Source organism: uncultured Aquimarina sp. (assembly GCF_947496855.1).
Taxonomy (GTDB): domain Bacteria; phylum Bacteroidota; class Bacteroidia; order Flavobacteriales; family Flavobacteriaceae; genus Aquimarina.
This window is the reverse complement of record NZ_CANMED010000007.1, coordinates 412,117-439,084: the sequence shown is the minus strand read 5'-3', so window position 1 is coordinate 439,084 and position 26,968 is coordinate 412,117. Positions and strand designations below refer to the sequence as shown.

Genomic DNA, 26,968 nt, shown 5'->3' with positions numbered 1-26,968 from the left:
TCAACTAATATTTTAGTTGAATAGCAAATATATGTATTTTTTCTTTTAACTAACAATTTAGTTAAAAAATATTTCACTTCTCTAGATTAGTTTTGTAAAGTCTTTTTAATGTTCGTTAAAATAGCCTAAGGAGTTTGGGTTATAGGTTAGTGATGGTATTTTTAATCTCAAACTGAATTAATATATTATAAAACTCTTCGGAATCTATATTGGTTTCCGGAGGCGAGGTTGTAGGAAGAATATCAGTAAATGACATTAATGTTCTAAAAGCTTCTTTTTCTAATTCTGGTGAGAACCCTTTAGTTTGTATATTACTAATTTGCCCTTCATTAGTAATGTTAAATCTCATATAAATACGATTCAGACCAGATTGCGCATAGGAAGATATAGATAAAACATTGTAATTTTCTTTAACGTACCGTTCGATATCATTGCAGACGCAATGTTTTCGAACACGTTCTATGGTTTTGTCTTTACAATTAGTTGTAGTAGGTTTGTTTTGTGCATAGAAATTAAATCCAATTAATAATATCGGGATAACTCTCAGAAACTGTTTCATGATTTTGGAGGGTAGATTGGTTGGTTAAAACTTTGTACTTGTTATGACAAAAATAATTCGTCTACACCCTTTAGATGTTACCTAAAGTTTAATTATTAAGGTTGATAATAATTTATTTAACCGTAACAAAAAACAATATTCTTAGTCTAATTAGTTACAATGGATATAGTACTAGTGATTATTGGTTTTATTTTGTGCCTTGTTGGTATTATTGGTAGTTTTCTGCCCATATTACCAGGGCCGTTAACATCTTGGATTGGTTTATTAATACTTCATTTTACTGATGTCATTCCTCAGAATTGGGCTTTTCTAGGAATCACATTAGGTATTGCAGTGTTGGTTTGGATATTAGATTATATTGTTCCTGCTTGGGGTACAAAACGTTTTGGAGGAACAAAATATGGAATGGTTGGCAGTTCTATTGGACTTATTATTGGTTTGCTATTTTTAGGTCCTTTCGGCATTGTTATTGGCCCTTTTGCAGGTGCCTTTGTTGGAGAGTTGATTAAGGATAGTAATAATTCTTCTAAAGCATTAAAAGCGGCCTTTGGATCTTTTTTAGGATTCCTTGCTGGTACTTTTGTGAAATTTATAACTTCTATTGCATTTGTTATTCTGTATGTAAATAAGGTTTGGGAATATTGGAGAGAACTGTTTTAATCTTATATTGATATTAAACATAAATTAGAATAAACAAAAAAGAGCGTCTCCACGCTCTTTTTCTTCACACAAATCATCTTAATTTAGGGGCTTATTCTAAAATTAAAACTCACTTTTTATAAAAACTTTCATTTTGGGGATAATAAAAGCACTAACTCATTTTCACTTCGTAAAGATAGTATAAAATTCGTTACCACCAAACTTTTTGTGTATTTTAACCTTTAAAAATAACATTTTAGCATTTTTATTGATCTATTTATTTTTAGAAGTAGTATTAATCTTACATTTTTGTAGATATCTTGAAATTTAGAAATTACAAGTTTCTTTAAGGGCTTTAGAAATAGAAGATACTGCAAGTGTATTAGTGTATTGGTTTTTAGAACTACTTGATTTGTGTTCTTTACAAAAAGATAATATCACTATAAATTAAAAAAAGCCTCTCCATTTTCAGGAAAAGCTTCTCATTGGTTTACTAAACCACCCACGCAACAGGCGTGGGACAACACAACATTTTTAATTGCAAAAAAAAGCTTCAACCGAGATTGAAGCTTTTGCAATTTTGCGGTCTGGACGGGACTCGAACCCGCGACCCCCTGCGTGACAGGCAGGTATTCTAACCAACTGAACTACCAGACCATTGCCTTATTGCGGATGCAAATATACACCTCATTTTAATACTCGCAAATGTTTTTTCAACTTTTTTTGAGTTAATTTTCTTTATTTTATACAAATTTCTGCCTTTCAACCAAATAGGTGGTTAAGATTTTGTCGAAATCTTTTGTAACATCTGCTTCTACATATTTTATTTTATACTGCGAACATTTTAATTTAAGATCATAAAAATAAGATGAAACAGCTTTTTGATAGTTTTCCTTGATATTGTCTGCATATAAGTTTACGTGTTCACCGGTTTCTACATCAATAAATCTAGTAGGGCGATTATTAAAGTCAAAATTTAACTCCTTTCTACTATCAAAGGTATGGAACAATACTACTTCGTGTTTGTTGTATTTCAGATGTCTTAAAGCTTCAAATAGTTTTTCAGGACTTGATGTGGCTTGTAGCATATCTGTAAATAAGAATATCAATGATCTGCGATGAATTTTTTCTGCTATCTGATGCAAAAATTTATAGGTATCCGTATTTTTTGTGTCAGGTGTAGCAGTTACAATTTGACTTAACTTACTTAAAAGCATTTGATGGTGCCTCTCACTACCTTTTTCTTGAGTGTAATAATCATAAGTGTCACTATAGATACTAAGACCGATTGCATCTCTTTGCTTTTTTAAGATATTCATTAAACAGGCAGTTGCTAATGCAGAAAAACTAATTTTATTTAGTGATTCCAAATGATGTTCTTTCACTTCAGGATAATGCATAGAAGAGGAATTGTCAATAATAATATGACATCTTAGATTGGTTTCTTCTTCATACCTCTTAGTAAATAGTTTATCCGTCTTAGCATAGAGTTTCCAGTCAATATGTTTTGTGCTCTCTCCATTGTTGTATACTTTATGTTCTGCGAATTCCGCAGAAAACCCGTGGAAAGGACTTTTATGCATTCCGGAAATAAACCCTTCCACTACTTGCTTAGCTAAAAGTTCAAGATTAGTAAAACCTCCAGTTTTATTTATTTCATTTTGGATATCTATCATCCTTCTTGATTATTAAGGGGCTATGGAATTAATTTTATGCAAACAATATACGTATAACTAATCTATTTTATATAAAAAAAGGGTTGACAATACGTCAACCCTTTTTTGTTTGTTATATCAATTCTTACATCAATGAATCGAGAGCTTCTGCATATACATTTTTAGGAGAAACACCAACTTGACGACCAACTACTTCACCGTTTTGAAAAACTAGAACAGTTGGGATGTTTCTTACACCATATTTAGCAGCGAATTCTTGGTTAGCATCCACATCAACTTTACCTACAACTGCTTTCCCGTCATATTCTTCACTGATTTGCTCAATGATTGGACCTACCATTCTACAAGGACCACACCATGCTGCCCAAAAATCAACTAATACAGGTTTATCGCTTTTAAGTACCACTTCATCAAAAGTAGCATCTGTTATTTCTAATGCCATAATTATTTATTGTTTAAATTCTTATTCAGTTTTAATCTCACAAAATTAGTCAATAATTCTCCCAAAGCTTACAGTGATAATATTTGTTTTGGCTATGGGGTTATTGAATTTCCTGATACCAAATATAATATTAAATTATTCCGGCTAACAATAATTCTTTAATGGATTAATAATTTTATTTACTGTTTATGGTAGAATTGGGATAGGATTAATTCAACTTAGGAAAAAAAAATAAGATTATATTTACATCTGTAATAAACAGAATGAAAGAGATCGAACTGTCATATTGTAATCTTATTTTTAAAGAAACTCATGCTATTTTAGTAATGAAAGTAGCTTCTTCCATTACAATGGAAACGGCAGGAGAAATTACGGATCATCTTGAAGCAATTTATAAAGGAAAGAATTTCATATTTATTACTCATAGAAAATATCCTCATGATATAGACCTAAATGTTTACAGTGGACGGATATTAAAAAATATGATTGGTTTTGCCATTGTTTCTGAAAATCCTGAAGAAATAAAGAGAGCCATGCAAGAGCAACCATTGTGGAACGAAGCCTTTACTTTTTTTAAAGAGCTTAATGAAGCTGAGGACTGGGCACTTAGTTTTTTTGATTAAATATTCTTTAATTCATCCTTCTACTTATAGATTCCTATTAGGTGTGTTCTTACATCAACGGAAACTTCATCCCCATCAGGGATTTGTATTTTCATCGTTTTGCTTTTTACTAAGGGCATGTGGCATTGGATGCAATTATTTCTCGTTTTTTTAATTTCCTCTTTGTTACCAGAGCAATTGATAGGTTTTGATATTGTTGTATGGCAATCCATACATTTTTGATTAAATGAAGAAATATTTCCTCTTTCTTTTTTGTGAGGATTATGACAAGTAGTGCAGTTAAGAGAATTACTATTTGTAAAACATTTACTAGCTTTTAGTAAGCCGTATTGATTGCCGTGTACATCAAGATCTTCTAAACTAGATTCATCGTAATCGGGGGATGAAAATTTTTTTAGCGTATCTCCAATTGCAAAAGAAAATGCACGTTCTGTAGTTTCTGTTCTTAAACCAGAATGGCAAAGTGCGCAAGCATCTAGTCTTTGTTGGCGTGATAAAGAACTATATTTTATAATATGTTTAGCAATTTTATCATTTGGGTTTTGTTTATGATGTACTATGTGTTTTTTCACTGGGCCGTGACAACGTTGACAATCAATACCATATACTAAGTTTTTTTTATGAAATTTGCTGCCGTTTTTGCTTCCAGAAATATTCTGTGCGTATGTAGTATGACATTCTAGACAACGCTCTAATACGGGTCTTGCGGGTGCTAATTGATCTGGAGCACCTGGACTATTGATCCAGCTATTGGTAGGAGTGAAATAAGAAGCTTGTAATTGGAGCAAATTATTGTTGTTCCACATTAAATAAGATTGCCCTTTTGTACCAGAACCTACTACAATATCCATTTTAGCGGAGTAAAAAGGGGTGTTTTGATTATTAAATATGGGTTCTTGATAGAAACCAGAGTCTTTTTCTGTAAAGTTAAAAGTAACCTTGTCACCAAGGTTTAAGGTGTTTTTATCTTTTTCGAAACTACTCTTAATAGTCTGTTTATTTGCTGGTTGGAAAGAATTAAAATGCGCTGTTTTATAATGATCTTTCACTATTTGAGCATGACATTCTATGCAAGTAGCAGAATCTATAAAGTCCATTCCATTAATGTGAGTAGCAATCGGAGTAATCTCTATATATTCGTTTGTATAGCTTGATTCTTTTCGATGTAAAGTAAAATAACTTATGATACCAATAAGAATAATAACAATACTAATTATATATAAAACACGCTTTTTCATAAAATTTTAGAATCTCATACAAGATAGGGTTATTTAGTGTCTGATAAATTTATAAGGTGTTCAAGAATTGATATAGATCCGTTTCTTTATCTAAATTCAGTTTCTTTTTTAAACGATATTTTGATTTTAATACGCTATCCGGTAAAACATTCAGCATGGTTGCTATTTCTTTAGTAGTAAGGTTCATTCGTAAGAAAGAGGCTAATCGTATTTCTTTTTCTGAAATCTCATAATAGATTGACTTTAGTTTATTATCGAAGTTGTTATGTACATCGGCAAAGTAAGACTTAAACACTTCCCAATCTTTATCTTCTGCACTTTCCTTTTTTAGTAATAATACTAAACGTCTGAATTCTACTTTAAAAAGTTCTGGAGAATTTTTAATGCGTTCGAGGTTTTCTTTTAATTCCTGAATAAAACTATTCTTTTGTACTAAATGCAGCGTTTGCGAAGTCAACTCTTTCTTTTTGAACTCGATTTCTTGTTTATATATTTCTTCTTGTTTTTCGCGCTCTATTTTGTTCTTTTTGATGCGTTGTTTAAATCCAAAGAATAATAATCCAGAGACAGCTATAAAAGAGATCATTCCTCCGGCATATAGCGTTTTTCGAAGGTTGCTTATTTCTACTTGTTGGTTTAGGTTTTTTATTTCTTCTTTTTGTAAAGCAATTGCAGCTTCTTTTTTTTCAGTTTCATATATAATTTTCAGTTCTTCAATCTGTTTTGATTTGGTAACATTATCGAGGCTATCCGCGATTCGATTAAACTCTTTTGTATCTGATAAGGATTTTTGATACTCTTTTAAAGATTCAAACGTGGCGGCTCTTTGCTGAAAAGCATTTTTTAATTGATAGATAGCTCCCAAAGAATCTGCTTTTCGAATAGATGTCTGCAAGTATTGCAGTGCTTTTTTTTCTTCTCCTTTTTTGGTTAGCACATATCCCATAGTATTAAGAATAGAAATATGATTCAAAAAATCATTTTCAGTACTCATTTCTAGGCTTTTGTTTAGATATTCCACTGCTTTTTCATATTTTTTTTCTTCAGCATAAATTTCTCCAAGTCCGGATAATGCATTCATTATATTGTCTTTGATGTTGTATTTTTTAGCTATATCCAATCCTAAGTTGATATTTTTTTTTGCCTCTTTATAATTTTTAAGACTTTGGTAGGACTCGCCTATTTTAACATATGTATTGCTTATATAGATGTTGTCATTTGTTTCTATGTATATATTTAAAGCATTATTGTAATATTTTATAGCCTGGTGTAGATTATTGCGTCGAGCTTCAATATTTCCAATCTGAGAATTGATGTCAGCTTTCCGATAAGGTTCTCTATCTATGGTGTCTAAAATTCTTAAGGCCAATAAACTTTGTTCTACAGCTTTTTTGAAATCACCTTTATCGTTGTAAATCATTGCTTTACTGCCAATTCCAATTCCATAATTTAGATAATCGTTAGCTTCTTTAAATTCTTGGTTGCCAAAATTCCTTAATTGTAGTGCCTTTTCAAAACTTCCTTCATCCTGTGCAATCTGTGCTAATTCAGAATACGCCTTCGAGATCATAACTCGGTCTTGTGATGCTTGGGCAAGATCTAATGTTTTGTTATAATAAAACTTTGCAGAATCTAATTCGCGAACCAGATAAAAATATACGCCTATATGAAAATGGCCTACAGTCACTCCTGATGTGTAATCAATTTTTTGAGATATCCGAATTGAATTTCTTGCGTGCTTTTCTCCTTTTTGAGGGTTGGTATATACTTCTGCATAATATAATCTGGCTGATGTCATTATTTTTTCATAATTGTCAGGAAGAGAGTCATAGACTCTTACCATACTATCGATCACCTTTTGATTTTGGCTGTATATGTTTTGAATACTAAAAAGAAATATGAGTAGAATAAAAGCAGAAAACTTCATAAAAGATGATCATTTAGTTTCCATCTAAGTTAGGTAATAAATACTATAATTATAAGAGTTTGTTCATTTTACAAATAAGCTTTTTTATAAGAAAACCTCTTTTTGTAATGAATTTTTCTCCTGCTTAGAATCCTGTAAATCATTGAAAACACTAAGAAATGTACAACATGGACTTACAATAAAACAAAAGACAATGAATTCATGTAACTCATTGATTTTTAATAGCTGTCCATACTTTGTCCATACCAAAAATTAGGTACGGGGAGACTTTTCAGATAGTTTTGACTCGTTGAATCGAAAAAACATAAATCATGAAAACATCAATTTTAAAAATGCCCCAAGCATTTATTTTAATTTGTATAATAAGTACATTAATAGCATGTGGTTCTTGTAGTAAGGATGAAGATCCTATTCCAGGAGAACCTACTAATCCCGAAGCGAATACTATTAATGATTTTATTAATAATCTTGAGTATGATGCTAATCAGTTATTGGGTGTAGAAGATACAGGAGGAGAAGCATTATTAAAAACTGCCGGAGATAGTTCTACAGATACATCGTATGGTGAAGGTGTTAATACAACCTGCGTTAGAGTAAATTACAATTTGAAAGCTAATTTCGAAGATGTTGCCATTCTTCGCCCTACCAATGGAATTGTTTGGCCTGGAGCATTGGTGATTGGGAATGAATCTATGAGAGATGGCCTTCCTGAAGCATTTACCTTGGGTAGAGCACCTATGACAATCCGGTTAGACTTGCCCGGTATTGGTGAAGCTGGAAATATTAGAGTTGAGGATCCTAGAAACTCTAATGTACAATCCAAAATTGATGAAGCCTTAGAATCGTGGAATGCAGATGCATATCCAGACGGATATGTAAATGCGTCTAATTCTTCATATTCTGCAAGCACATCTTATAGTTCTAAACAAATGAGTTTAGAAGTAGGAATGAATACGGAGTGGGCAACCGGGGATGTGTCTGCGCAATTTAATTATGAAACTACATCTACTAGAAGAGTAGCTATCATGGTGTTTAAACAGGTTTTTTATACAATAACGATGGATACACCCGATAATCCGGCAGTTGTTTTTGGAGCTGATGTGCCCTTATCAAGAATAGAAGCTGCATTTAATTCTAGTACGCCACCAGCATATGTGCATTCAGTAAATTATGGTAGGATTATTATGTTTAGAATGGAAACCACTGCCGAGGCTACAGAATCAGAGTTAACAGGAGCATTTAATTATGCGAGCGGAGTTACAAACGCATCTGGAGATGTAGAAGCTAAGTATCAAGAAATATTGAATGAATCTAATATTACCACGGTAACTATAGGAGGGAATGCTGCAGTAGCTTCTGAAGCAGTTTCTGCCCAGAATTTTGGAGATTTACAATCTATTATTAAAGGAGAAAATGCAGTATATAGTAGAAACAATCCAGGAGTTCCTATAGCGTATACAATACGATTTTTAAAAGATAATAGTTTGGCAAAAATGGGATATACTACGGATTATGTAGCCTTAAATTGTACTACCGCAAAGCGTGAACATAATCGAATAATATTTAAGAACACAGTAGTTGATAATTTTAGAATAGGAATAGAGTATAAGCTAAAAGAAGGTGCTAACGTGTCTTATGATGATATTGTTTGGAAAGAAAACAAAGTAGATGGGGAGAATACTACAATTACTCCACCAGCTGGCGCTTACGATATTTTTTATTATATCGACCGAGCGAAAGCAGGTACCGGTTATGAAAACAAATGGACCGATAATATTGGGGGTTATGTCCATAATTATGAAGATTGTTTTGAATCTTATCGAGATTACTTGGAAGTAAAAGTAAGAACATGTCAATAAAAAGAAAGTATTATCCTTTTGTAAAGTCGGTGTCTAAAGTTGTGATTCAACAACTTGATGCCGGCTTTTTATATATTTAATTTTAATTAAAAAAATTGAAGAATTATAGAATCTTTCTAAAATATTTCTGAAAATGAAAGTAATAACGAATAGCTTTCGGAATAGGAGGGCTTATTTGGCTTAAATTCTATGATTGATAATTTTCTATGTAAAAAGAAAAGCTCAGTACCTATAGATTACTGAGCTTTTACAGGTTTTAAAAAAGTTGCTATTAATTGTTACGAGGTAATCCAATCTGAGTTCCAATTACACTTGCGTTTGGTTGTGTAATTACAGGGCAGTTAATGATTGCTCCAGTTGCAGTTAATAAATCAGATAATGAATTTGCAAGAGGGCTTGGATTTCCATTTCCTCTAAAAGGAATTAAAGTGCCATCTGCTAAAAGTTCATTTACTTGGTCAAAACTTCTTAAGATTGGGCGCTCATTTTCAGGAACTGTAAATTCAGTAATATGTGCATCCCACATTGGTGCGTATCTTGTGTCTCTAGGATCAATTGGAAATGTGTTAGTTGGATCTTGTACTTGTCGATCACTTAAAGAAGCAGTGTTTAAACCTTGTACACCAAAACCGTCCGTGTCTGTAGTTCTACCATTTGCTGTTGGGCTAAAAGGCAACATAGATCCTCCAGGGAATAATCCAAATGTTGGCAAGTTAGCTAATCTTGGAGCAAAAACTCCTAATTCTATAGTCGCTGGTCCTGGGTCAGAAGTATCAGTAACTATATGAAAGTAGTATGGTTTTCCATCTTGCCATCCATCCAAAAGTTGCATTACAACGGATGCTTGATTAATAGCCAAGTTAGGATTGTTTAAATCATCTTGATCATTAATACTGTTTCCGTTTGGGTTAGGAATTCTATCGTGAATACCAGTACTATTTGCTACCGGTTGAGCATTAATTACAACTCCACTAGGAAGTACAACATAAGACGACCATTTAGAATCTGCTATAGCACCAGGATTAGCTTCTGCTGGAGGGAAACCAAATAATAAACCATCAGCTCCACCTGCTACTAGAGATCTTTTTGGTGAAAAATCTACAGACCCTTCAAAAACAAGTCTTCCTCTGCGATTGAAACGCCCTTTTTGTTCTCCTCCTGATCCTACTGATGCCGCCATTCTAGGAGCAAAAATAACCCCTAATTTTTTAGCCATAAATTTATCGGATGCTTCTGTTATAACATAATATCCTTTTCTTAAACTCCCATCAGGTAAGGTCTCCCAGCCCTGAAACATAGGAAATCTAGCTGTAGGCCCCGCTGGTACGACAGACCTGTCTATCCTGAAATCAATACCTAACACACTAGGTAAAAAAACATTTTGAGAAGATGTAAAACGAAGTGCTGGATTAAATACATTAAAAGGAACCCCTCCGTCTTGTTTTATACTATTTAATAATACTTTAGCTTCTTTTAAAGCTTTTAATGATTGGATTAAGCCTCTTGATTTAGCTTCTAATTCTAATTCATCATCTGCTGTTTCATTTATTATTAGTTGATCTTCTTGGATTATAGTATCATCATTACTACAGGCCATAAAAAAGAAAGCTGCGAATACGCCTAAGAGCGATAATTTGAAATTTTTCATTTTGTGAGTTTTAAGGTTTATATTCTAAAAAAATAAAAACAATTGGCCAATCATTTTCGAAGCATCAAAGGTTTTAAGATTTGATACACAAGTTGAGACGATATCAATATTTTGTACTTACAAAGAGGAATCTTGAAATAAAAGGATATTTTTTTAAATTAATTCGATTCGTTTTTTAATTAATTGATATTTAAGTATTTGCGTTATTTTAGGGAAAAGAAAATGATTTTCAATAATTATGTTTTTAACAAATAATTATTATATTTTCTCACTTTTTAAGAACGTGTGAAAATTTCACATGTGTTAGGCAACTAACATGTAAAGTAGATATTTTTGTTTTTTTATAGGAGTAAACTGAAGAGTATATGTCTATATAGAAAATCTAGTAATGTTTAATTTTGCTGTAGAAATTAATTTAAAATTTTAATTCAGTTTATAATACACAGAATCGTTTTCCAAGGCGATCAATAATTCTGGAGAAATATTTACTTTTTGTTTTCTGCTAGGCATATGTAATTTTAATTTTTCAGCCATTTCAAATATTACAAAGTTTAAGGTGTGATTTCCGGAATGCTCTGTTAATAATTCTTTAAGGCCATCAATTCTTTTGTCGGATAGGTCGTTGATGTCCAATTGTATTGTTAACTTTCTAGCATAGGTTTCCATCACATCGTGCAGTAGTTGAAAACTATTGAACTGTATTCTTGGATCGCCTTTTTTACCAGTATCTCGATTTACCCAGCCTTCTTTTATAAACGCTTTGGTGTATACAAATGTACTTTGTACTAAGAAAGGCCTATGTTTTAGGTAATCTTCACCAAAAATTCTAAACTCATGAGCTGTTGTATAATCTTCGATACTAAAAATAGCCCATCCTTTACCGTTTTTAGAAGTTCTATGTTCAACCCCCGTTATAACTCCTCCAAAGGATACTTCTCTATTAAGGTTGTTTTCCAAATCAGAAAAAACTGAAAGCGTACCATTACAGAAATATTTCATTTCATATTTAAAATCATCTAATGGATGTCCAGAAAGATAGATACCTACTACTTCTTTTTCTCTAGCTAATTTTTCCATGGTTCCCCATTCTTCACATGGAGGAACGACAGGCTCAGGAATCTGAACATCACTGGCTTCTCCAAACAAACTTACCTGAGAAGAATTTTCGTTTTCCTGATACTTAGAACCATATTTCGTGGCTTTTTCAAGAAATGTTATTCCGTCTCCGTCCTGATGAAAATATTGGCCTCTATGTGTTTCGGCAAAGGAATCAAAACCTCCAGCTAGTGCTAAGCTTTCAAAAGCCTTTTTATTTGCGGCACGTAAGTCAATACGTTTTGCCATATCAAAAATGGATTTATAGGGTCCATCTTCTTTTCTGTTTTCTACAATAGTTGCAACCGCTCCCGTTCCAACGCCTTTGATCGCGCCCATGCCAAATCGCACCGCACCATCTTGGTTCACAGAAAATTTACGATAAGATTCATTAACATCAGGTCCTAATACATCTAATTTCATCCGCTTACATTCTTCCATAAAGAAAGTAACCTGTTTGATGTCATTCATATTATTAGACAGTACTGCCGCCATATATTCCGCTGGATAATGAGCTTTTAGATAAGCAGTCTGATAGGCAATCCATGCATAACAAGTAGAGTGAGATTTGTTAAAAGCATAGGCAGCAAAGGCTTCCCAATCTTTCCATATCTTTTCTAGACTCTCTTCGGCATGACCTTTGGCAGAAGCTTGCGAAATAAATTTTGGCTTCATTTTGTCCAAAACTGCTTTTTGCTTTTTACCCATCGCTTTACGAAGAACATCTGCTTCACCTTTAGTAAAATCTGCAAGTTTTTGCGATAGTAACATTACTTGCTCCTGATATACCGTGATCCCATAGGTCTCCTTTAGATATTCTTCACAAGCTTCCAGGTCATAAATAATTTCTTCAGTACCGTGTTTTCGGTTAATAAAACTAGGGATATATTCTAAAGGACCTGGGCGATACAATGCATTCATTGCTATAAGATCTGCAAAAACAGTGGGTTTTAATTCCTTCATGTATTTTTGCATCCCGGGAGATTCATATTGGAACACACCAACAGTTTCTCCTCGCTGGAAAAGTGCATAAGTTTCTTCGTCATCCAAAGGAAAGTTCTCTGGATCAAGATCTACATCATGTTTAGCTTTTACAATTTTTACGGTGTCTTTGATTAAAGTTAATGTCTTTAATCCTAGAAAATCCATTTTTAATAGTCCCGCATCTTCTACAACAGAGTTGTCAAACTGTGTACAGTACATATCCGAATCCTTGGCTAAAGCAACGGGAACGAATTTGGTAATATCATCTGGTGTAATGATCACACCACAGGCGTGAATCCCAGTATTTCTTACAGAACCTTCTAGTATTCTTGCCTGATTCAGTGTTTCTGCTTCAAGGTCACTTCCTTCAGCAATATTTAGTAATTCATTTACTTTTTCTAATTCATCACTTCTAAATTTTTTCTTCAGTGTTGCTTCGTCTACTCCAAAAATCTTTCCGAGTTTAGACATATTAGGAATCAATTTAGCAATTCGGTCCGCATCCCCGAGCGGAAGATCTAATACACGAGCAGTATCTCGTATAGAAGATTTAGCTGCCATAGTACCATAAGTAATTATCTGCGCAACCTGATTTGATCCATATTTTTCGATTACATAATCCATTACACGACTTCGGCCTTCGTCATCAAAGTCAATATCAATATCGGGCATACTTACACGATCAGGATTTAAGAATCTCTCAAAAAGTAAATCGTATTTGATAGGGTCTAGATTGGTAATCCATAAACAATAGGCAACTGCCGATCCTGCTGCTGATCCACGACCAGGTCCAACTGAAACATCCATAGCTCTTGCTGCACGAATAAAATCTTCTACAATTAAGAAATATCCTGGATATCCAGTTTTTTCGATTACTTTTAATTCAAAATCAAGTCGCTCATCAATAGCGGGAGTAATTTCTTTATACCTTATTTTTGCACCTTCATAAGTGATGTGTCTTAGGTATGCATTCTCCCCCCTTTTACCGTTATCAGCTTTATCTTCTTCGGATTGAAATTCTTCAGGAATGTCAAAGGCTGGTAATAATACATCTCTGGCAAGTACAAAAGGTTCTATCTTATCAGTAACCTCCTGTATATTAATAATCGCTTCTGGAAGATCTTTGAATAGATTTTTCATCTCATCAGAAGACTTAAAATAATATTCTTGATTAGGTAAGCCATAGCGATACCCTCTACCACGACCTATTGGTGTAGCTTGTTTTTCTCCATCTTTTACACATAAAAGAATATCGTGTGCATTGGCATCTTCTTTCTCGCAATAATACGTGTTATTAGAAGCAATGGTTTTTATATTATGTTTTTTAGAGAAATCAATTAAGACCTGATTTACACGATTTTCATCTTCCTGATTGTGGCGCATGATTTCTATATACAGATCATCACCAAACTCTTGGTGCCACCATAGCAATGCTTCTTCGGCTTGTTTTTCTCCTATATTTAATACCTTGCTAGGAACTTCTCCATAAAGATTTCCAGTAAGTACTATGATGTCTTCTTTGTATTGTTTAATGACCTCCTTATCAATTCTAGGCAGATAATAGAACCCATCAACAAAACCGATAGAAGACATTTTTGCTAGATTATGATAGCCATTTTTGTTTTTAGCGAGTAGTACGATTTGATACCCGTTATCTTTTCTGGATTTATCTTTATGATTTTCACAAACAAAAAATTCGCAACCAACAATTGGTTTTATTTCTACTCCTGTAGGTTCTTCTCCATTTTCTAAAGCTTCTTTGTTAGCTACTTTTACACTTTTGTTATGATTGGTGACCGCAGATACGAAATGAAAAGCGCCCATCATATTTGCATGATCGGTCATTGCAACCGCCGTCATTTTATGTTTAGCTGTTTCTTTTACTAAATCAGGAATACTCGTAGTGGATTGTAAAACCGAGAATTGAGTATGATTGTGGAGATGTACAAAGTTAACCGCATCAAGAGCTGCAATGTTTTTTTTGATCTCTTGCTGAGAAATATCAGAGCTACCTTTTTGATCTAGTGCCTCTTGGATTTTTTGTGAGGCCTTTTTAAGGTTTATGTGTTTTAAACCTATTAATTGTATAGGTGCTGGATTTATTTCTTTAAAGTTTTGAAAATAATCCGATTGAACGTCTAGTTCTTCCTTTGTGAAAACTTGTTTGCGGATCAATTCCAAAAAACATCGAGTAGTAGCTTCTACATCTGCAGTGGCATTATGTGCTTCACCAAATGCTGCTCCAAAAAGGTATTCGTGCAGTTCGGTTAATGTAGGTAGTTTAAATTTCCCTCCTCGACCTCCAGGAATCTGACATAAACTAGCAGTAGTTTCCGTACAAGTATCTAATACAGGAAGCTCTTGTAACTGGTTTTCAACACCAAGTCTGTAAAACTCAGACCCCATAATGTTTACATCAAACCCTACGTTCTGACCTACAACGAATTTGGTTTTGGAAAGTGCAATATTGAATTTCTCTAAAACTTCTGCTAATGTAATACCATCCTGTTCTGCTAATGCAGTAGAAATTCCATGAATTTTTTCTGCGTCATAAGGAATGTTAAACCCTTCAGGTTTTACTAAATAATCTTCATGCTCTATACAATTCCCCATTTCATCGTGTAACTGCCATGCAATTTGGATACATCTTGGCCAGTTATCAGTGTCGCTTATTGGAGCATCCCAACGTTTAGGTAAACCTGTTGTTTCGGTATCAAAAATTAAATACATAAAAAGATCAGTTTCGAGAAAGTTTAATCTTCCAGTGGAAGTGATTTTCAAAAATAACTAAAATGATAAGTTCATTGATTAAAAGTTATTCTAATTTATCAACGATCAGGTATTCGGCTTTTTTGAAAAAAAAAGCGTTCACCAATCATATTAGTGAACGCTTTTCGAACTATAGTTGAGTTGTGGTTAATATCCGTAATCAAATAATCCTTCTGAGACAATTATTCCAGTTGCTGTGGTAAATTCAAAACTACCACTGATACATTTAGAGTCAGTGTCATGTGATGTTATCGTAAGTGTTCCTCTGATTGCTGATGATTTATCATTGTATAAGCTGTAAGTAGCACTATAATTTCCAGATCCTGTCAAAGAATGTGTTCCTACGGCAACATTTATTGGAAAAACAATCTCTATTTCTTCATCCTCATTACTTGCTTTGATAAAAATAGAAGGGTTATTTACTCCGAATGGAATTGCATCGTGATCATCTGTGATCATTTCGTTACCGTTTATCATAGCAGTTAGAGATGCATTAAGAAGACAAGGATTTATTTCAGGATCTTCTTCTTCCTCTTCAATATTTATAATAATTTCTTCTTCTTCCTCTTCTTCTTCGGGTTCAGGAACAAAGTTCTCTATAGGTAATCTATAAAACCATCCATTCTTGAAGCTCATAGATTTTCCGTTGCTACCTTTTAAGTCTTCAAAATAGAAATTACCAGAAACTCGATTGTTGTAAATTTCTGTAATCACTATCTGTCCGTTGCTTACTCCATCTTCTGAGATGAATTTCACATCATCTTCTTCAAAACTAACTTTGTTAATGGCTTGCTGTTCTAGCCTATAGGTTCCAATATTAGTAGAAGAGGTGGTGAAATTTATTGATTCCGTGCCAGTGTTTCCAACAATTACTAATGTGCCATCATCATGAATAATTGCTTTTCTGATGTCAGGTCTAAATAATTTTCCGTCGATTGTAGCTTGTAATCCTGGTGTGTTAAATTCTACATCGTTTGTGCAAGAATTAAAAATTAAGCAGATTACTGCTAGTAGTGGGGTAATTTTTTTAATCATACGCTTGGGGGCTTTAGAAATTTAATTACGGAAAAACCATAGTTAAATATTCGAGACAAACATATGGCTAAAATCTCAAGAAAACAATTTTTGTTGAATAAAAATTTCATTTTTTAACGATTAAATACAAATAATCATCGGTGAAATACATAAAAATAGAGTTTCAGAATGTATTAAGTAGGTATTTTATACTTGTTTGTGTTTTTGAAACTTACAAGAAATAGAATTGATTCTTTGAGTTACTTAATAAAGACAAACTATTTTTAGTGCTAATTTTCTAAAAATGATTACATTTGCGCACTTAAATTATAAACGGGGTCGAGCACCCAAAAATTAATTAATTATGTCTGTTAAAATAAGATTACAGAGACACGGTAAAAAAGGAAAGCCTTTTTACTGGATCGTAGCAGCAGATGCTAGATCAAAAAGAGATGGTAGATATTTGGAAAAATTAGGTACCTACAATCCGAATACCAATCCAGCGACTGTTGACTTAGATGTTGATGGAGCTGTGCAATGGTTACAAAATGGAGCACAACCTACTGACACGGCTAGAGCTATTCTTTCTTATAAAGGAGCAATGCTGAAAAACCACCTTGCTGGTGGAGTTAGAAAAGGTGCTTTGACTGAAGAACAAGCTGAAGAAAAATTCAAAGCTTGGGTTGAAGAAAAAGAAGGAACTGTTGGTGCTAAGAAAGATTCTTTAGCTAAAGCAGAGTCTGATGCTAAAGCAAAAGCACTTGCTGCAGAAAAAGAAGTGAATGCTAAGCGTGAAGCTGATGCTGCAGAAGCAGAAGCAACTGCTAAAGCAGAAGAAGCTGCTGCTAACGCTACAGAAGCGGAAGCAAATGAAGAAACTAGCAACGAGGAAGAATAGTTGCATTACTAACGATGAAGAAAGAAGATTGCTTCTATCTAGGCAAAATCGTAAGCAAATTTAGTTTTAAAGGCGAATTGTTGATAAAGCTTGATACTGACGAGCCCGAAAGTTATGTAAAAATGGAATCGGTTTTTATTAATTATAATAAAAACCTGGTTCCATTTTTTATTGAAAAAAGTTCACTTCATAAAAGTGATTTGCTTCGTGTGAAATTTGAAGATGTAGATTCAGAAGAAGATGCAGATGATCTGATGAAAGCAGAAATATATCTGCCTATCGATCTTTTACCTAAACTTGATGGAGATAAATTCTATTTTCACGAAGTTATAGGTTTTAAAATTATAGACAGTACTTTTGGAGAGGTAGGCGTTATTAAGCATATCAACGATACCACAAGTCAGGCACTTTTCGAGATTGATCGGGATGGTATTGAGATTCTAATACCAATGAATGATGAATTTATAGATAAGGTCGATAGAGAGACTAATACAGTTTTTGTAAATACTCCAGAGGGATTGATCGATCTCTACTTATAATAGATGTCTAAACCATTCCAGTTTAAGCAATTTACGATACATCAGGACCGTTGTGCTATGAAGATAGGTACCGATGGGGTTTTGCTGGGTTCTTGGGTTCCAATATCTAATGAGATAAATTCGATTTTAGATATAGGTGCAGGAACTGGAGTTATCGCATTAATGATGGCTCAACGATCTTATGTTGAAACCATAGATGCTATAGAAATTGATGATGATGCGTATGAGCAAGCAGTAGAAAATTTTGAAGCCTCGGATTGGGGAGATAGATTGTTTTGCTACCACGCTTCTTTTCAGGAATTTTTTCAGGAGATAGATGATGAATATGACTTACTAATTAGTAACCCTCCGTTTTACACAGATGATTATAAAACAACTAATGTAAGTCGAGATACGGCTAGATTTGAAGACGCCCTACCATTTCAACATCTATTTATAGGTGTATCTCATTTATTGTCAGAAAACGGAAAATTTGCTATCATACTTCCTTATAAAGAAGAAGATAATGCTATAGATATAGCGAAAAGTGTAGGGTTATATCCTCGAAAAATTACAAGGGTTAAAGGAAATACTTCTTCTGAGATTAAAAGAAGTATGATGTTATTCGGATTTGATAAATTGGATTTCGAATCAGAGGAACTGATTATAGAAAAAACAAGGCATGAATATACTAAAGAGTATATAGAATTGACTAGAGATTTTTACCTTAAAATGTAATAGAAGAGAAGTAAATAAAAAAAGGAGCATTATAATAATGCTCCTTTTCTCCAAATTCAATCACTCTACGAAGTTTAATTTATATTTCTATAAATCAACACTCTTAAGATTTTTGCAGTAATTAGTCTTTTGCAACCCAATTTCCTTCAGCGTCACAATGTACTTCTACTGCTTCTCCATCTTCTTTAGTAAGTTCTAACTTAAACTCAGAAGCATCTTCCTTAGCGGCAGCTTTACTTATAGTTGCCCCTGCAAAGTCTTTTGCCACAGCGTCAAGTACAGGTTGTGGTAAGTTTTCAACAGCTAATTCGATATATTTTTCCTGAGCAGTAATCTCTATAGTTTCGTCAGAAGACGTTTCTTCTGCATTGATACTTTGCGTTCCTAATAAAAGTCCAAAAGCTACTACTGGTAATACAAATAAATTTTTCATTTTGTTCTTAGGTTTTAATTATTCTTTATTTCGTTGCTTAGTATAGAGGAATAATTGTGCCATATGATTTTTAATGACAATTTATGAGATAATTATCTAATTATCAGTTTTTTAAATAAAATATTAATAATGTTAAGAGTATCTAAAATGTGTAGAAATCAGTTTACAAATGCGGAATTTATCCACAAATTCTTAAAAATTTAAAACCGACGTACTTCTGTTATGAGTGGTTTTGCTATTATAAATTTTATTGTATTAGATATCCTTAGTGTTTTGTATTATATTTTAACAAGTCAAAAAAAATTGGTTGCTCTTTTTTCATTAATTACATTTGTTAGTGGTTTAATGGCCATAATTTTGAAAATAGTATAAAACTTAAATAAGAAATATAATGAAGCCCGATCTTTTTGAAGCACCAGATTATTATAATTTAGATGAACTCTTAACAGATGAGCATAAGTTAGTTCGCGATGCTGCTCGTAGTTGGGTAAAACGAGATGTATCTCCTATCATCGAAGAATATGCTCAGCGTGCAGAGTTTCCAAATCAAATTATTAACGGATTAGCAGAAATAGGAGCATTTGGTCCTTATATTCCAGAGAAGTATGGAGGAGCGGGATTGGACCAGATTAGCTACGGATTGATTATGCAGGAAATAGAAAGAGGCGATTCGGGAGTTCGTTCTACGGCTTCAGTACAATCTTCTTTGGTGATGTATCCTATTTGGAAATACGGTAGCGAAGAACAACGAAATAAGTATCTTCCTAAGCTAGCATCAGGAGAATTTATGGGATGTTTTGGGCTTACTGAACCTGATCATGGATCGAACCCTGGCGGCATGACTACTAATTTTAAAGATAAGGGTGATCATTATTTGCTTAACGGAGCTAAGTTATGGATATCCAATGCTCCTTTTGCCGATATAGCAGTGGTTTGGGCAAAAAATGAAGAGGGAAGAATCCACGGACTTGTTGTAGAACGGGGTATGGAAGGTTTCTCTACTCCAGAAACTCATAATAAATGGTCACTTCGTGCTTCAGCAACAGGAGAGCTTATTTTTGATAATGTAAAAGTGCCTAAAGAAAACCTATTGCCAGGAAAAAGCGGATTGGGAGCTCCTTTAGGGTGCTTGGATTCTGCTCGTTTTGGAATCGCTTGGGGTGCTATTGGAGCGGCAATGGATTGTTATGATACAGCGTTACGTTACTCTAAAGAACGAATTCAGTTCGATAAACCTATTGGAGGAACGCAACTTCAACAAAAAAAGCTTGCAGAAATGATTACCGAAATAACTAAAGCACAATTGCTTGCTTGGAGATTGGGAGTTTTAAGAGAAGAAGGAAAGGCTACTACTGCTCAGATCTCTATGGCAAAACGTAATAATGTAGATATGGCGATAAAAATTGCTAGAGAAGCTAGACAAATTCTTGGTGGAATGGGAATTACAGGAGAGTATAGTATTATGAGGCATATGATGAATCTGGAAAGTGTAATTACTTATGAAGGAACTCATGATATTCATCTATTGATTACAGGAATGGATATTACTGGGATTTCAGCTTTCAAATAATACTTAGTTATTAAAATAATGACGCTTTAGTTTTTCTAAGGCGTTTTTTATGGATATTTGCCGCTGCAAAAAATCAAATCAATGAAAAAAGTAATTTTTATTTTAGTGTGTAATCTATTTGTGTGTTCCTCTTTTGCTCAGGATATGACAAAGGTAGAATCTGTCCAATTTCGAATAAATTTTTTAGCTCCAGGAGCAGAAGTTGAATTTGGGATTACTAAAAACTCTACCTTATTATTAAATGCGGGTTTTTTATGGGGTATTGGATCTAGCGAGGATTTTAATGGAAATTTAGAGACTAACTTTGCGATTCTTCCAATAATTGATGGTCAGTACCGATACTATTATAACCTGAAACAAAGAGAAGAAAAAGGTAAAAACATTTCCAAAAACAGTGGTAATTTTATAGCATTAAAAGGGACTTATTATTTTACAAAGGGTTTTCTTGAGAACCTAGAAGGTAATGAAGAAGATCTTTTTAGAGATGAAAGTGACCTGTCAGTAATTGGGTTAGCGTATGGAATACAGAGAACATATTTCGATTGGCTCCATATAGGTTTTGAAGGCGGTATAGGTTATGGTCAAACTCGTACAGATAATATTGTGTTGCCAATACTATCATTTACGATAGGATATGCTTTTTAATTAATTTATAAGTGATTAAAAATATTTAAGCAGATGAAGATATTTGGACATCGTGGAGCAGCTGGATTGGTTGCCGAAAATACATTAGAGTCTATAGCCGAGGCTTTGAAGTGTAATGTAAACGGAGTAGAAATCGACGTTCATAAATGTAAATCAGGGGAACTTGTAGTTATCCACGATGAAACATTGCAAAGAACAACCAATGGTACAGGAAAAGTTTCAGAATTTACTTTACAAGAATTAAAAAAATATAGAACTAGAGAAGAATATAAGATTCCTACTCTCGACGAAGTATTAAATTTTGTGAATGCTAAATGTACTCTTAACATAGAGTTAAAAGGAGTAGGAACGGCTATTCCTGTTGTAGAGCTTTTAGAAAAACAAATCAAAGATTCGAAATGGGATTATGATCATTTTATCTTATCTAGTTTTGATCACTCTCAGTTATTTCAAATAAAATCTAGCACTTCTACATTTAAATTAGGAGTGCTAACTGAAAAAAATATCCCTTCCATATTAAATGTATCGGAAACGTTAGAAGCATTTTCTGTACATCCACCCATCTATTCTTTGCAAAAAGAAGAAGTTATTTTGGCTAAGGATAAAGGTTATGAGGTGTATACCTGGACTGTAAATGATCTGTCCAAGATAGAATCATCAAAAACCTGGAAGGTTGATGGTATCATTACAGATTTCCCTAATTTTGCTTAATGCAGTATGATCTCTTAATAATTGGCGGTGGAGCAGCTGGATTTTTTACTGCGATTAATGTAGCAGAAAAAGATCCAAGTCTGAAAATAGCTATTCTCGAGAGAGGAAAAGAAGTGCTATCTAAAGTCCGGATCTCTGGAGGAGGCCGATGCAATGTAACACATGCAGAGTTTATTCCTGATGATTTAAGTAAGAATTACCCAAGAGGAGAGAAAGAACTAAAAGGACCTTTTCATACTTTTATGACAGGGGATACTATGGAGTGGTTTGATCATCGTGGGGTGGAATTGAAAATAGAAGAGGATGGAAGAATCTTTCCTGTTTCTGATTCGTCACAGACGATTATTGATTGTTTTTTGTCAGAAACCAAACGGTTAAGTATTGAGGTTCTGACGAATCATTCGGTTAAAGATTTTTTTAAAGAAAAAGAGATTTGGAAACTAATCACTAGTCACGGGGATTTTGAAACAGTAAAACTGATGATCGCGACAGGTAGTAATCCTAAAATTTGGACAAAACTTAATTCCTTGGATCATCAAACCATCGATGCAGTTCCATCCTTATTTACCTTTAATATAAAAGATAATAGAATTAAAGGTTTACCAGGAATAGCAACCAATGCTTCCGTTCAAGTAAAGAATTCCAAATTATCTAGTGATGGCCCATTGCTTATTACGCATTGGGGGATGAGTGGTCCAGCGATTCTTAAACTTTCTGCTTGGGGAGCAATAGAGTTAAATTCATATCAATATAATTTTGAGATAATTGTTAATTGGATACATGGGTATTCCCAAGAAGAAGCATTGAATATGCTCAAAGTATTAAAAAATAAAAATTCAAAACAACAAGTGTCTAAATATGCCCAGTTTGAACTACCTAAAAGACTTTGGCAAAGTTTAGTAGCTGCTTCTGGTATGGAGAGTACAACTCGATGGGCAGATACTAATAAATCACAACTCAACAAGCTTTCAGAAGAACTGACCAAAGGTGTTTTTAGGGTAAACGGCAAGAGCACATTTAAGGAAGAATTCGTTACAGCAGGAGGAATTGATCTTAAAGAGATAAATTTTAAAACTTTTGAAAGTAAGAAACATAAGAATTTATATTTTGCAGGAGAGGTGTTAAACATAGATGCCATAACAGGAGGGTTTAATTTTCAGAATGCTTGGACAGGTGGTTATATTGCTGCTCAGGCTATTACATCAAAATAAATGAATGTATATATCGCTTTACTTCGTGGAATCAATGTGGGTGGTCATAAAAAGATTAAAATGGCTGACCTTAAAGAGATGCTGGAAAAGTTAGGATTTAGCGATGTTGTAACATATATACAAAGTGGAAATGTTGTTTTTAGAGATACTTCGAGTAATATAGATGTTTTACAGGCTAAAATTCAAACAGCTATCAAGAAACGATTTGATTTTGATGTCCCTATATTAATAATTACTTATGATACTCTGAATGAAATTCTTCAGAAAAACCCTTATAGAAAAAGACTGGATAGTGGTCAGATTGATGATAAAAAAATGTACTTCATGCTTCTATGTAGTCGGCCTGATTCTTTTGCAGTAAAAGAACTTTCTAAAGCATCTTTTGATCCTGAAGAATTTATAATTACTAAAAATGTAATTTACTTATTTGTCGCTAATGGTTATGGAAAAACAAAACTGAATAATATTTTTTTTGAAAAAAAATTAAAGTGCCAAACAACGACTAGAAACCTTAGGACTTTGAATAAGTTGTTGGAATTAAGTTTTTTAAAAAATTAAGTTGTTTTAATACTTCTCGGAAATCTGTGTAAATTTTTGTATCTTAAAAAGGTTTAACCATTACCTTACTAACTATGAAAAAAATTACACTAGCATTTATTATTATTTTTATTTGCAATAGCACCTTTGTTGCTCAGGCCAGCGTTGAAGAGCCGATAAAAAAGCTATTGATGGATTATATTAATAAGATTAACGATCTACAAAGAGGCGCTAAAAAAAATGATGTTTTGTATCTATTTGATGAAAAATATAGCGGTAATACCGTTTATGTTAATTTATCAGGTGCTTTAGTTAGGAAAAACTATGATAAGAAAAATGTTTCTTCACAATTAGATGATATTATCAATGATGATAATTATAGTTTTAGACTCACCTTAGATAAAATTGTTTTTCAGAATCAAAAAGATAATGCAGGAATCATCTCGGCTGTTGTTGGTTTTGAATCATTCATTAATAAAAAACTAGCAGAAAAAGGGACCATGTTAATGGATATGGTAGGAATTCAGATTGATGAAAGATGGCGGATTGTGCAAAACAATATGGTAAGAGTTTCTGAAGCAAAAGATATCGGAGAATGTGTTTGTTATATGTATGGGAATGGAGATACTAAGTTTGTTACTGAGGTGTATTTTCCAGCAGGATTAGAATATGATCAGAAATTAGAATCTTTTCAGATTACAAGGAAAGATGGAGTTAGGCTTATAAAATCTCATAGCGAAGAGTTTTCTTGGAAAGGAAATGGAGGGGTGTATTATAAAGGAAAACCTGTGGGTAAGACAAAAGATCCAAAACTAGCGATACAAGCAGCCGTCAAGAATTTGTATAAAGATTCGTGTGTTAATGTGGTATTTAACTAAATCACCAACCAGATTTTTTTTTTTTTAAACTATAACTCAATATATCCTGTCAAATAATTATTCGACAGGATATATTCATTCAATTTTAAAGATCAACGAATATTAATCTTTTAAGAATCCCTTCCAGGATATTTCTATAGCTTGATTGATGTGTTTATCTAGCAGTTTTACTTTTTCGTTTTCGTGAATTTTTACAATAGATACCACATTACCAAAAAATAATTCTTCCATGACCATGGAATTATATGATTTAAATACTTTTTGGCGAATACCTGTTTTGAAATAATTCTCGATTTCACCATAATATTGTCTAGCCTTATCCTTTAAGGATTGAGGAATTTCTGGTGATCGGGCTATTTGTTCAGAAAACACAAAAGCAAGAGGGTTATTCACGAAATAATGAAATAAATTAAGCCACATAATTGAAAACTGCTTTTTAATATCATCTTCAGGGATGTTACGCATAACAACAGTCCCAAAATCTTGAGTAAGCATTAAATAAAGTTCTGTTATAATTTCTTCTTTATTCTTGAAATGATGATATACGGTTCCATTAGCAACACCAGATTCTTTAATAATTTGCGAAAGAGAAGTAGCCTGTATTCCTTGTTTTGTAATTAATTCTAAAGTTGTCTGTAAGACGATTGACTTTTTGTTCATAAAAATTTTATTCCTTCATTCTTGGTTTAGTTAAGTTGCCATATACTAAAATTTAATGCAGTTGCAAAAGCAACCCAAATCAAGTAAGGGATAAGTAGGTAAGCGGCTGTTGAGTTTACAACTTTGAACCACTTGATTGTAAACAATAATAGGATAAACAGGGCAAGTATATCCACAAGCGCAATCAATGGATTACGCATTCCAAAGAAAAAAATGGACCACGCAGCATTGAGTAAAAGTTGAAACCCAAAATGATATAACGCAGTTTTTACCCATTTATGATAAAAACCTTTACTCCAAACAATTCCTGCTGCTATTCCCATCATAATATAGAGGACTGTCCATACAGGGGCAAATAGCCAATTAGGCGGAGTAAAAGATGGTTTTTCTAAAGTTACATACCAAGTACTAATGGATGTTTGAGTAGCAATATTGCCTAAAAAACCTATTAGTAGGCATAATAATAAGGCAACAGCTATTCGTAGTAACTTTTTTTTCATTAGGATTAGTTAGTTAAATACTAAAATAGCAATTTATTTTTACTAGCTTACTTTTAAAACCACTTAACAGCTTATCTTTGCCAAAATAATTTTGCATTATGGGTGATTATAGCCAATTTGTCTCTAAAATATCTTCAGTAAAACTTGATAGAGGATCTATTTCTTGTTCATCACCGAGTAATATAGCTTTAGTTAAATATTGGGGAAAGCGACCAGTACAATTACCGGAAAACCCTTCGATAAGTTTTACCTTAGATATTTGTAAAACAGAGACAACATTGCAGTATGAAAAGTTAGAAAATACTTCTGAAGATTTTCAGTTTGAATTGTTTTTTGAAGGTGAGCCAAAACCAGATTTCAAGCCAAAAATCCAAAGTTTTTTCCAAAGAATTATAGAATATGTTCCTTTTCTGAAGCATTATAAGTTTGTTATAGATACAAGTAATACTTTTCCACATAGCAGTGGTATTGCATCTTCTGCAAGCGGTATGAGTGCTTTAGCATATTGTTTAATGCAATTAGATAAACAAATAAATCCGGCGATGACTGATGAAGAATATATACAAAAAACCTCTTTTTTGTCTAGATTAGGATCAGGAAGCGCTAGTAGAAGTATAGAAGGACCTATAACTGTATGGGGAAAACACAAAGAGGTTGCAGAAAGCAGTGATGCTTATGCAATTAAATTTCCATATGATGTTCATCCAAATTTTACTAATTATCAGGATACTATTCTTCTTGTAGATAAAGGAGAGAAGCAAGTAAGCAGTTCTGTTGGTCATGATTTAATGCATGGTCATCCTTTTTCATCAGAACGATTTATACAGGCGAATAAAAATATCATTAGACTAAAAGATATTTTGACGTCAGGAGATTTAGACGAGTTTATTGAAGTTGTAGAAAGTGAAGCATTGACGCTACATGCAATGATGATGACTTCGCTACCTTATTTCATTTTAATGAAACCAAATACATTGTCCGTAATTAATAAAATCTGGGAGTATAGAAAGGAAACTGGATCTAAGATCTGTTTTACACTAGATGCTGGTGCAAATGTACATATATTATATCCGGATTCTGAGAAAGACGGAGTGATGGATTTCATTAAGAGTGAGTTAGTTGTATATTGTCAGAAAGGGCAGTATATTTGCGACAAAATAGGATTAGGTGCTAAATTGTTGTAACTTTATCCTAAA

Annotated in this window: 24 protein-coding genes and 1 tRNA gene; 13 read left to right on the top strand and 12 right to left on the bottom strand. The window is 33.2% G+C overall.

Features of this window, described 5'->3' with window-relative positions:
* Positions 1 to 139: 139 nt before the first annotated feature.
* Entirely contained in the window at positions 140 to 559 is a 420-nt protein-coding gene (locus Q0921_RS21370; RefSeq protein WP_299260535.1) for a hypothetical protein, read from the bottom strand.
* Positions 560 to 718: 159 nt separating this feature from the next.
* On the opposite strand from Q0921_RS21370, the gene Q0921_RS21365 reads away from it, so the two are divergent.
* Complete coding sequence (locus tag Q0921_RS21365; protein WP_299260533.1) at positions 719 to 1,219, top strand: DUF456 domain-containing protein; 501 nt, start codon at positions 719 to 721, stop codon at positions 1,217 to 1,219.
* Between the two features lie 562 nt (positions 1,220 to 1,781).
* Here Q0921_RS21365 and Q0921_RS21360 read toward each other — a convergent pair.
* The 3 genes from Q0921_RS21360 to trxA all read right to left on the bottom strand — a co-directional run bounded on the left by Q0921_RS21360 (position 1,782) and on the right by trxA (position 3,316).
* Positions 1,782 to 1,855: transfer RNA gene (locus Q0921_RS21360), tRNA-Asp, on the bottom strand.
* Between the two features lie 86 nt (positions 1,856 to 1,941).
* Positions 1,942 to 2,871, bottom strand: coding sequence for a DUF58 domain-containing protein (locus Q0921_RS21355; RefSeq protein WP_299260601.1), 930 nt, complete (start codon positions 2,869 to 2,871; stop codon positions 1,942 to 1,944).
* A gap of 127 nt (positions 2,872 to 2,998) precedes the next feature.
* Positions 2,999 to 3,316, bottom strand: a complete 318-nt coding sequence (gene trxA, locus Q0921_RS21350; protein ID WP_024772480.1) for a thioredoxin — start codon at positions 3,314 to 3,316, stop codon at positions 2,999 to 3,001.
* Positions 3,317 to 3,579: 263 nt separating this feature from the next.
* Here trxA and Q0921_RS21345 point away from each other — a divergent pair, with 263 nt between their 5' ends.
* Positions 3,580 to 3,939, top strand: a complete 360-nt coding sequence (locus Q0921_RS21345) for a hypothetical protein (protein ID WP_299260531.1) — start codon at positions 3,580 to 3,582, stop codon at positions 3,937 to 3,939.
* A gap of 20 nt (positions 3,940 to 3,959) precedes the next feature.
* Here the strand turns inward: Q0921_RS21345 and Q0921_RS21340 are convergent, their stop codons facing one another.
* On the bottom strand, positions 3,960 to 5,177 hold the full coding sequence (locus Q0921_RS21340; protein WP_299260529.1) for a multiheme c-type cytochrome: 1,218 nt from the start codon (positions 5,175 to 5,177) through the stop codon (positions 3,960 to 3,962).
* 49 nt (positions 5,178 to 5,226) lie between these two features.
* The gene (locus Q0921_RS21335; protein WP_299260528.1) at positions 5,227 to 7,104 is read right to left on the bottom strand and encodes a tetratricopeptide repeat protein; all 1,878 of its coding nucleotides are present in this window, start codon (positions 7,102 to 7,104) and stop codon (positions 5,227 to 5,229) included.
* Between the two features lie 311 nt (positions 7,105 to 7,415).
* Here Q0921_RS21335 and Q0921_RS21330 point away from each other — a divergent pair, with 311 nt between their 5' ends.
* Positions 7,416 to 8,963, top strand: a complete 1,548-nt coding sequence (locus Q0921_RS21330; protein ID WP_299260526.1) for a thiol-activated cytolysin family protein — start codon at positions 7,416 to 7,418, stop codon at positions 8,961 to 8,963.
* Positions 8,964 to 9,234: 271 nt separating this feature from the next.
* On the opposite strand, the gene Q0921_RS21325 is transcribed toward Q0921_RS21330, so the two are convergent.
* The 3 genes from Q0921_RS21325 to Q0921_RS21315 all read right to left on the bottom strand — a co-directional run bounded on the left by Q0921_RS21325 (position 9,235) and on the right by Q0921_RS21315 (position 16,494).
* The gene (locus Q0921_RS21325; RefSeq protein ID WP_299260525.1) at positions 9,235 to 10,611 is read right to left on the bottom strand and encodes a hypothetical protein; all 1,377 of its coding nucleotides are present in this window, start codon (positions 10,609 to 10,611) and stop codon (positions 9,235 to 9,237) included.
* Positions 10,612 to 11,034: 423 nt separating this feature from the next.
* Positions 11,035 to 15,420, bottom strand: coding sequence for a DNA polymerase III subunit alpha (gene dnaE, locus Q0921_RS21320; RefSeq protein WP_299260524.1), 4,386 nt, complete (start codon positions 15,418 to 15,420; stop codon positions 11,035 to 11,037).
* Positions 15,421 to 15,606: 186 nt separating this feature from the next.
* Entirely contained in the window at positions 15,607 to 16,494 is an 888-nt protein-coding gene (locus Q0921_RS21315; RefSeq protein ID WP_299260523.1) for a DUF6252 family protein, read from the bottom strand.
* 343 nt (positions 16,495 to 16,837) lie between these two features.
* Here Q0921_RS21315 and Q0921_RS21310 point away from each other — a divergent pair, with 343 nt between their 5' ends.
* From Q0921_RS21310 to Q0921_RS21300, 3 genes are read left to right on the top strand one after another with little or no spacing between them, the layout of a single operon-like run.
* Positions 16,838 to 17,371 (top strand): 30S ribosomal protein S16, encoded by a 534-nt coding sequence (locus tag Q0921_RS21310; RefSeq protein ID WP_299260522.1) that lies wholly within the window; start codon positions 16,838 to 16,840, stop codon positions 17,369 to 17,371.
* Between the two features lie 14 nt (positions 17,372 to 17,385).
* Complete coding sequence (gene rimM / locus Q0921_RS21305) at positions 17,386 to 17,910, top strand: ribosome maturation factor RimM (RefSeq protein ID WP_299260520.1); 525 nt, start codon at positions 17,386 to 17,388, stop codon at positions 17,908 to 17,910.
* 3 nt (positions 17,911 to 17,913) lie between these two features.
* On the top strand, positions 17,914 to 18,627 hold the full coding sequence (locus Q0921_RS21300; RefSeq protein WP_299260519.1) for a methyltransferase: 714 nt from the start codon (positions 17,914 to 17,916) through the stop codon (positions 18,625 to 18,627).
* Between the two features lie 121 nt (positions 18,628 to 18,748).
* Here the strand turns inward: Q0921_RS21300 and Q0921_RS21295 are convergent, their stop codons facing one another.
* Positions 18,749 to 19,060, bottom strand: coding sequence for a hypothetical protein (locus Q0921_RS21295; protein ID WP_299260518.1), 312 nt, complete (start codon positions 19,058 to 19,060; stop codon positions 18,749 to 18,751).
* A 391-nt stretch (positions 19,061 to 19,451) separates the two neighbouring features.
* Between Q0921_RS21295 and Q0921_RS21290 the strand changes: the two genes are divergently transcribed.
* The 6 genes from Q0921_RS21290 to Q0921_RS21265 all read left to right on the top strand — a co-directional run bounded on the left by Q0921_RS21290 (position 19,452) and on the right by Q0921_RS21265 (position 24,612).
* Entirely contained in the window at positions 19,452 to 20,630 is a 1,179-nt protein-coding gene (locus tag Q0921_RS21290) for an acyl-CoA dehydrogenase family protein (protein ID WP_299260517.1), read from the top strand.
* Between the two features lie 81 nt (positions 20,631 to 20,711).
* On the top strand, positions 20,712 to 21,275 hold the full coding sequence (locus tag Q0921_RS21285) for a DUF3575 domain-containing protein (protein ID WP_299260516.1): 564 nt from the start codon (positions 20,712 to 20,714) through the stop codon (positions 21,273 to 21,275).
* Between the two features lie 33 nt (positions 21,276 to 21,308).
* Positions 21,309 to 21,986 carry a glycerophosphodiester phosphodiesterase family protein gene (locus tag Q0921_RS21280; protein WP_299260514.1) on the top strand — a complete coding sequence of 226 codons (678 nt, stop codon included), beginning with the start codon at positions 21,309 to 21,311 and terminating at the stop codon, positions 21,984 to 21,986.
* On the top strand, positions 21,986 to 23,197 hold the full coding sequence (locus Q0921_RS21275) for an NAD(P)/FAD-dependent oxidoreductase (RefSeq protein ID WP_299260512.1): 1,212 nt from the start codon (positions 21,986 to 21,988) through the stop codon (positions 23,195 to 23,197). Before Q0921_RS21280 ends, Q0921_RS21275 begins: the two co-directional genes overlap by 1 nt.
* Positions 23,198 to 23,755 (top strand): DUF1697 domain-containing protein, encoded by a 558-nt coding sequence (locus tag Q0921_RS21270; RefSeq protein WP_299260510.1) that lies wholly within the window; start codon positions 23,198 to 23,200, stop codon positions 23,753 to 23,755. It abuts the gene before it with no gap.
* A gap of 74 nt (positions 23,756 to 23,829) precedes the next feature.
* The gene (locus Q0921_RS21265) at positions 23,830 to 24,612 is read left to right on the top strand and encodes a hypothetical protein (RefSeq protein WP_299260508.1); all 783 of its coding nucleotides are present in this window, start codon (positions 23,830 to 23,832) and stop codon (positions 24,610 to 24,612) included.
* A 102-nt stretch (positions 24,613 to 24,714) separates the two neighbouring features.
* Here Q0921_RS21265 and Q0921_RS21260 read toward each other — a convergent pair whose 3' ends face one another.
* Positions 24,715 to 25,272 carry a TetR/AcrR family transcriptional regulator gene (locus Q0921_RS21260; protein WP_299260506.1) on the bottom strand — a complete coding sequence of 186 codons (558 nt, stop codon included), beginning with the start codon at positions 25,270 to 25,272 and terminating at the stop codon, positions 24,715 to 24,717.
* Positions 25,273 to 25,298: 26 nt separating this feature from the next.
* Positions 25,299 to 25,772 carry a TspO/MBR family protein gene (locus Q0921_RS21255; RefSeq protein ID WP_299260504.1) on the bottom strand — a complete coding sequence of 158 codons (474 nt, stop codon included), beginning with the start codon at positions 25,770 to 25,772 and terminating at the stop codon, positions 25,299 to 25,301.
* Positions 25,773 to 25,870: 98 nt separating this feature from the next.
* On the opposite strand from Q0921_RS21255, the gene Q0921_RS21250 reads away from it, so the two are divergent.
* The gene (locus Q0921_RS21250) at positions 25,871 to 26,956 is read left to right on the top strand and encodes a diphosphomevalonate decarboxylase (protein ID WP_299260502.1); all 1,086 of its coding nucleotides are present in this window, start codon (positions 25,871 to 25,873) and stop codon (positions 26,954 to 26,956) included.
* The last annotated feature ends 12 nt before the right edge of the window (positions 26,957 to 26,968 follow it).

Coding starts and splice junctions, on each gene's coding strand:
- Q0921_RS21370 (WP_299260535.1), bottom strand. CDS start 559: ATGAAACAGTTTCTGAGAGTTATCCCGATATTATTAATTGGATTTAAT.
- Q0921_RS21365 (WP_299260533.1), top strand. CDS start 719: ATGGATATAGTACTAGTGATTATTGGTTTTATTTTGTGCCTTGTTGGT.
- trxA (WP_024772480.1), bottom strand. CDS start 3,316: ATGGCATTAGAAATAACAGATGCTACTTTTGATGAAGTGGTACTTAAA.
- Q0921_RS21345 (WP_299260531.1), top strand. CDS start 3,580: ATGAAAGAGATCGAACTGTCATATTGTAATCTTATTTTTAAAGAAACT.
- Q0921_RS21340 (WP_299260529.1), bottom strand. CDS start 5,177: ATGAAAAAGCGTGTTTTATATATAATTAGTATTGTTATTATTCTTATT.
- Q0921_RS21335 (WP_299260528.1), bottom strand. CDS start 7,104: ATGAAGTTTTCTGCTTTTATTCTACTCATATTTCTTTTTAGTATTCAA.
- Q0921_RS21330 (WP_299260526.1), top strand. CDS start 7,416: ATGAAAACATCAATTTTAAAAATGCCCCAAGCATTTATTTTAATTTGT.
- Q0921_RS21325 (WP_299260525.1), bottom strand. CDS start 10,611: ATGAAAAATTTCAAATTATCGCTCTTAGGCGTATTCGCAGCTTTCTTT.
- dnaE (WP_299260524.1), bottom strand. CDS start 15,420: ATGTATTTAATTTTTGATACCGAAACAACAGGTTTACCTAAACGTTGG.
- Q0921_RS21315 (WP_299260523.1), bottom strand. CDS start 16,494: ATGATTAAAAAAATTACCCCACTACTAGCAGTAATCTGCTTAATTTTT.
- Q0921_RS21310 (WP_299260522.1), top strand. CDS start 16,838: ATGTCTGTTAAAATAAGATTACAGAGACACGGTAAAAAAGGAAAGCCT.
- rimM (WP_299260520.1), top strand. CDS start 17,386: ATGAAGAAAGAAGATTGCTTCTATCTAGGCAAAATCGTAAGCAAATTT.
- Q0921_RS21300 (WP_299260519.1), top strand. CDS start 17,914: ATGTCTAAACCATTCCAGTTTAAGCAATTTACGATACATCAGGACCGT.
- Q0921_RS21295 (WP_299260518.1), bottom strand. CDS start 19,060: ATGAAAAATTTATTTGTATTACCAGTAGTAGCTTTTGGACTTTTATTA.
- Q0921_RS21290 (WP_299260517.1), top strand. CDS start 19,452: ATGAAGCCCGATCTTTTTGAAGCACCAGATTATTATAATTTAGATGAA.
- Q0921_RS21285 (WP_299260516.1), top strand. CDS start 20,712: ATGAAAAAAGTAATTTTTATTTTAGTGTGTAATCTATTTGTGTGTTCC.
- Q0921_RS21280 (WP_299260514.1), top strand. CDS start 21,309: ATGAAGATATTTGGACATCGTGGAGCAGCTGGATTGGTTGCCGAAAAT.
- Q0921_RS21275 (WP_299260512.1), top strand. CDS start 21,986: ATGCAGTATGATCTCTTAATAATTGGCGGTGGAGCAGCTGGATTTTTT.
- Q0921_RS21270 (WP_299260510.1), top strand. CDS start 23,198: ATGAATGTATATATCGCTTTACTTCGTGGAATCAATGTGGGTGGTCAT.
- Q0921_RS21265 (WP_299260508.1), top strand. CDS start 23,830: ATGAAAAAAATTACACTAGCATTTATTATTATTTTTATTTGCAATAGC.
- Q0921_RS21260 (WP_299260506.1), bottom strand. CDS start 25,272: ATGAACAAAAAGTCAATCGTCTTACAGACAACTTTAGAATTAATTACA.
- Q0921_RS21255 (WP_299260504.1), bottom strand. CDS start 25,772: ATGAAAAAAAAGTTACTACGAATAGCTGTTGCCTTATTATTATGCCTA.
- Q0921_RS21250 (WP_299260502.1), top strand. CDS start 25,871: ATGGGTGATTATAGCCAATTTGTCTCTAAAATATCTTCAGTAAAACTT.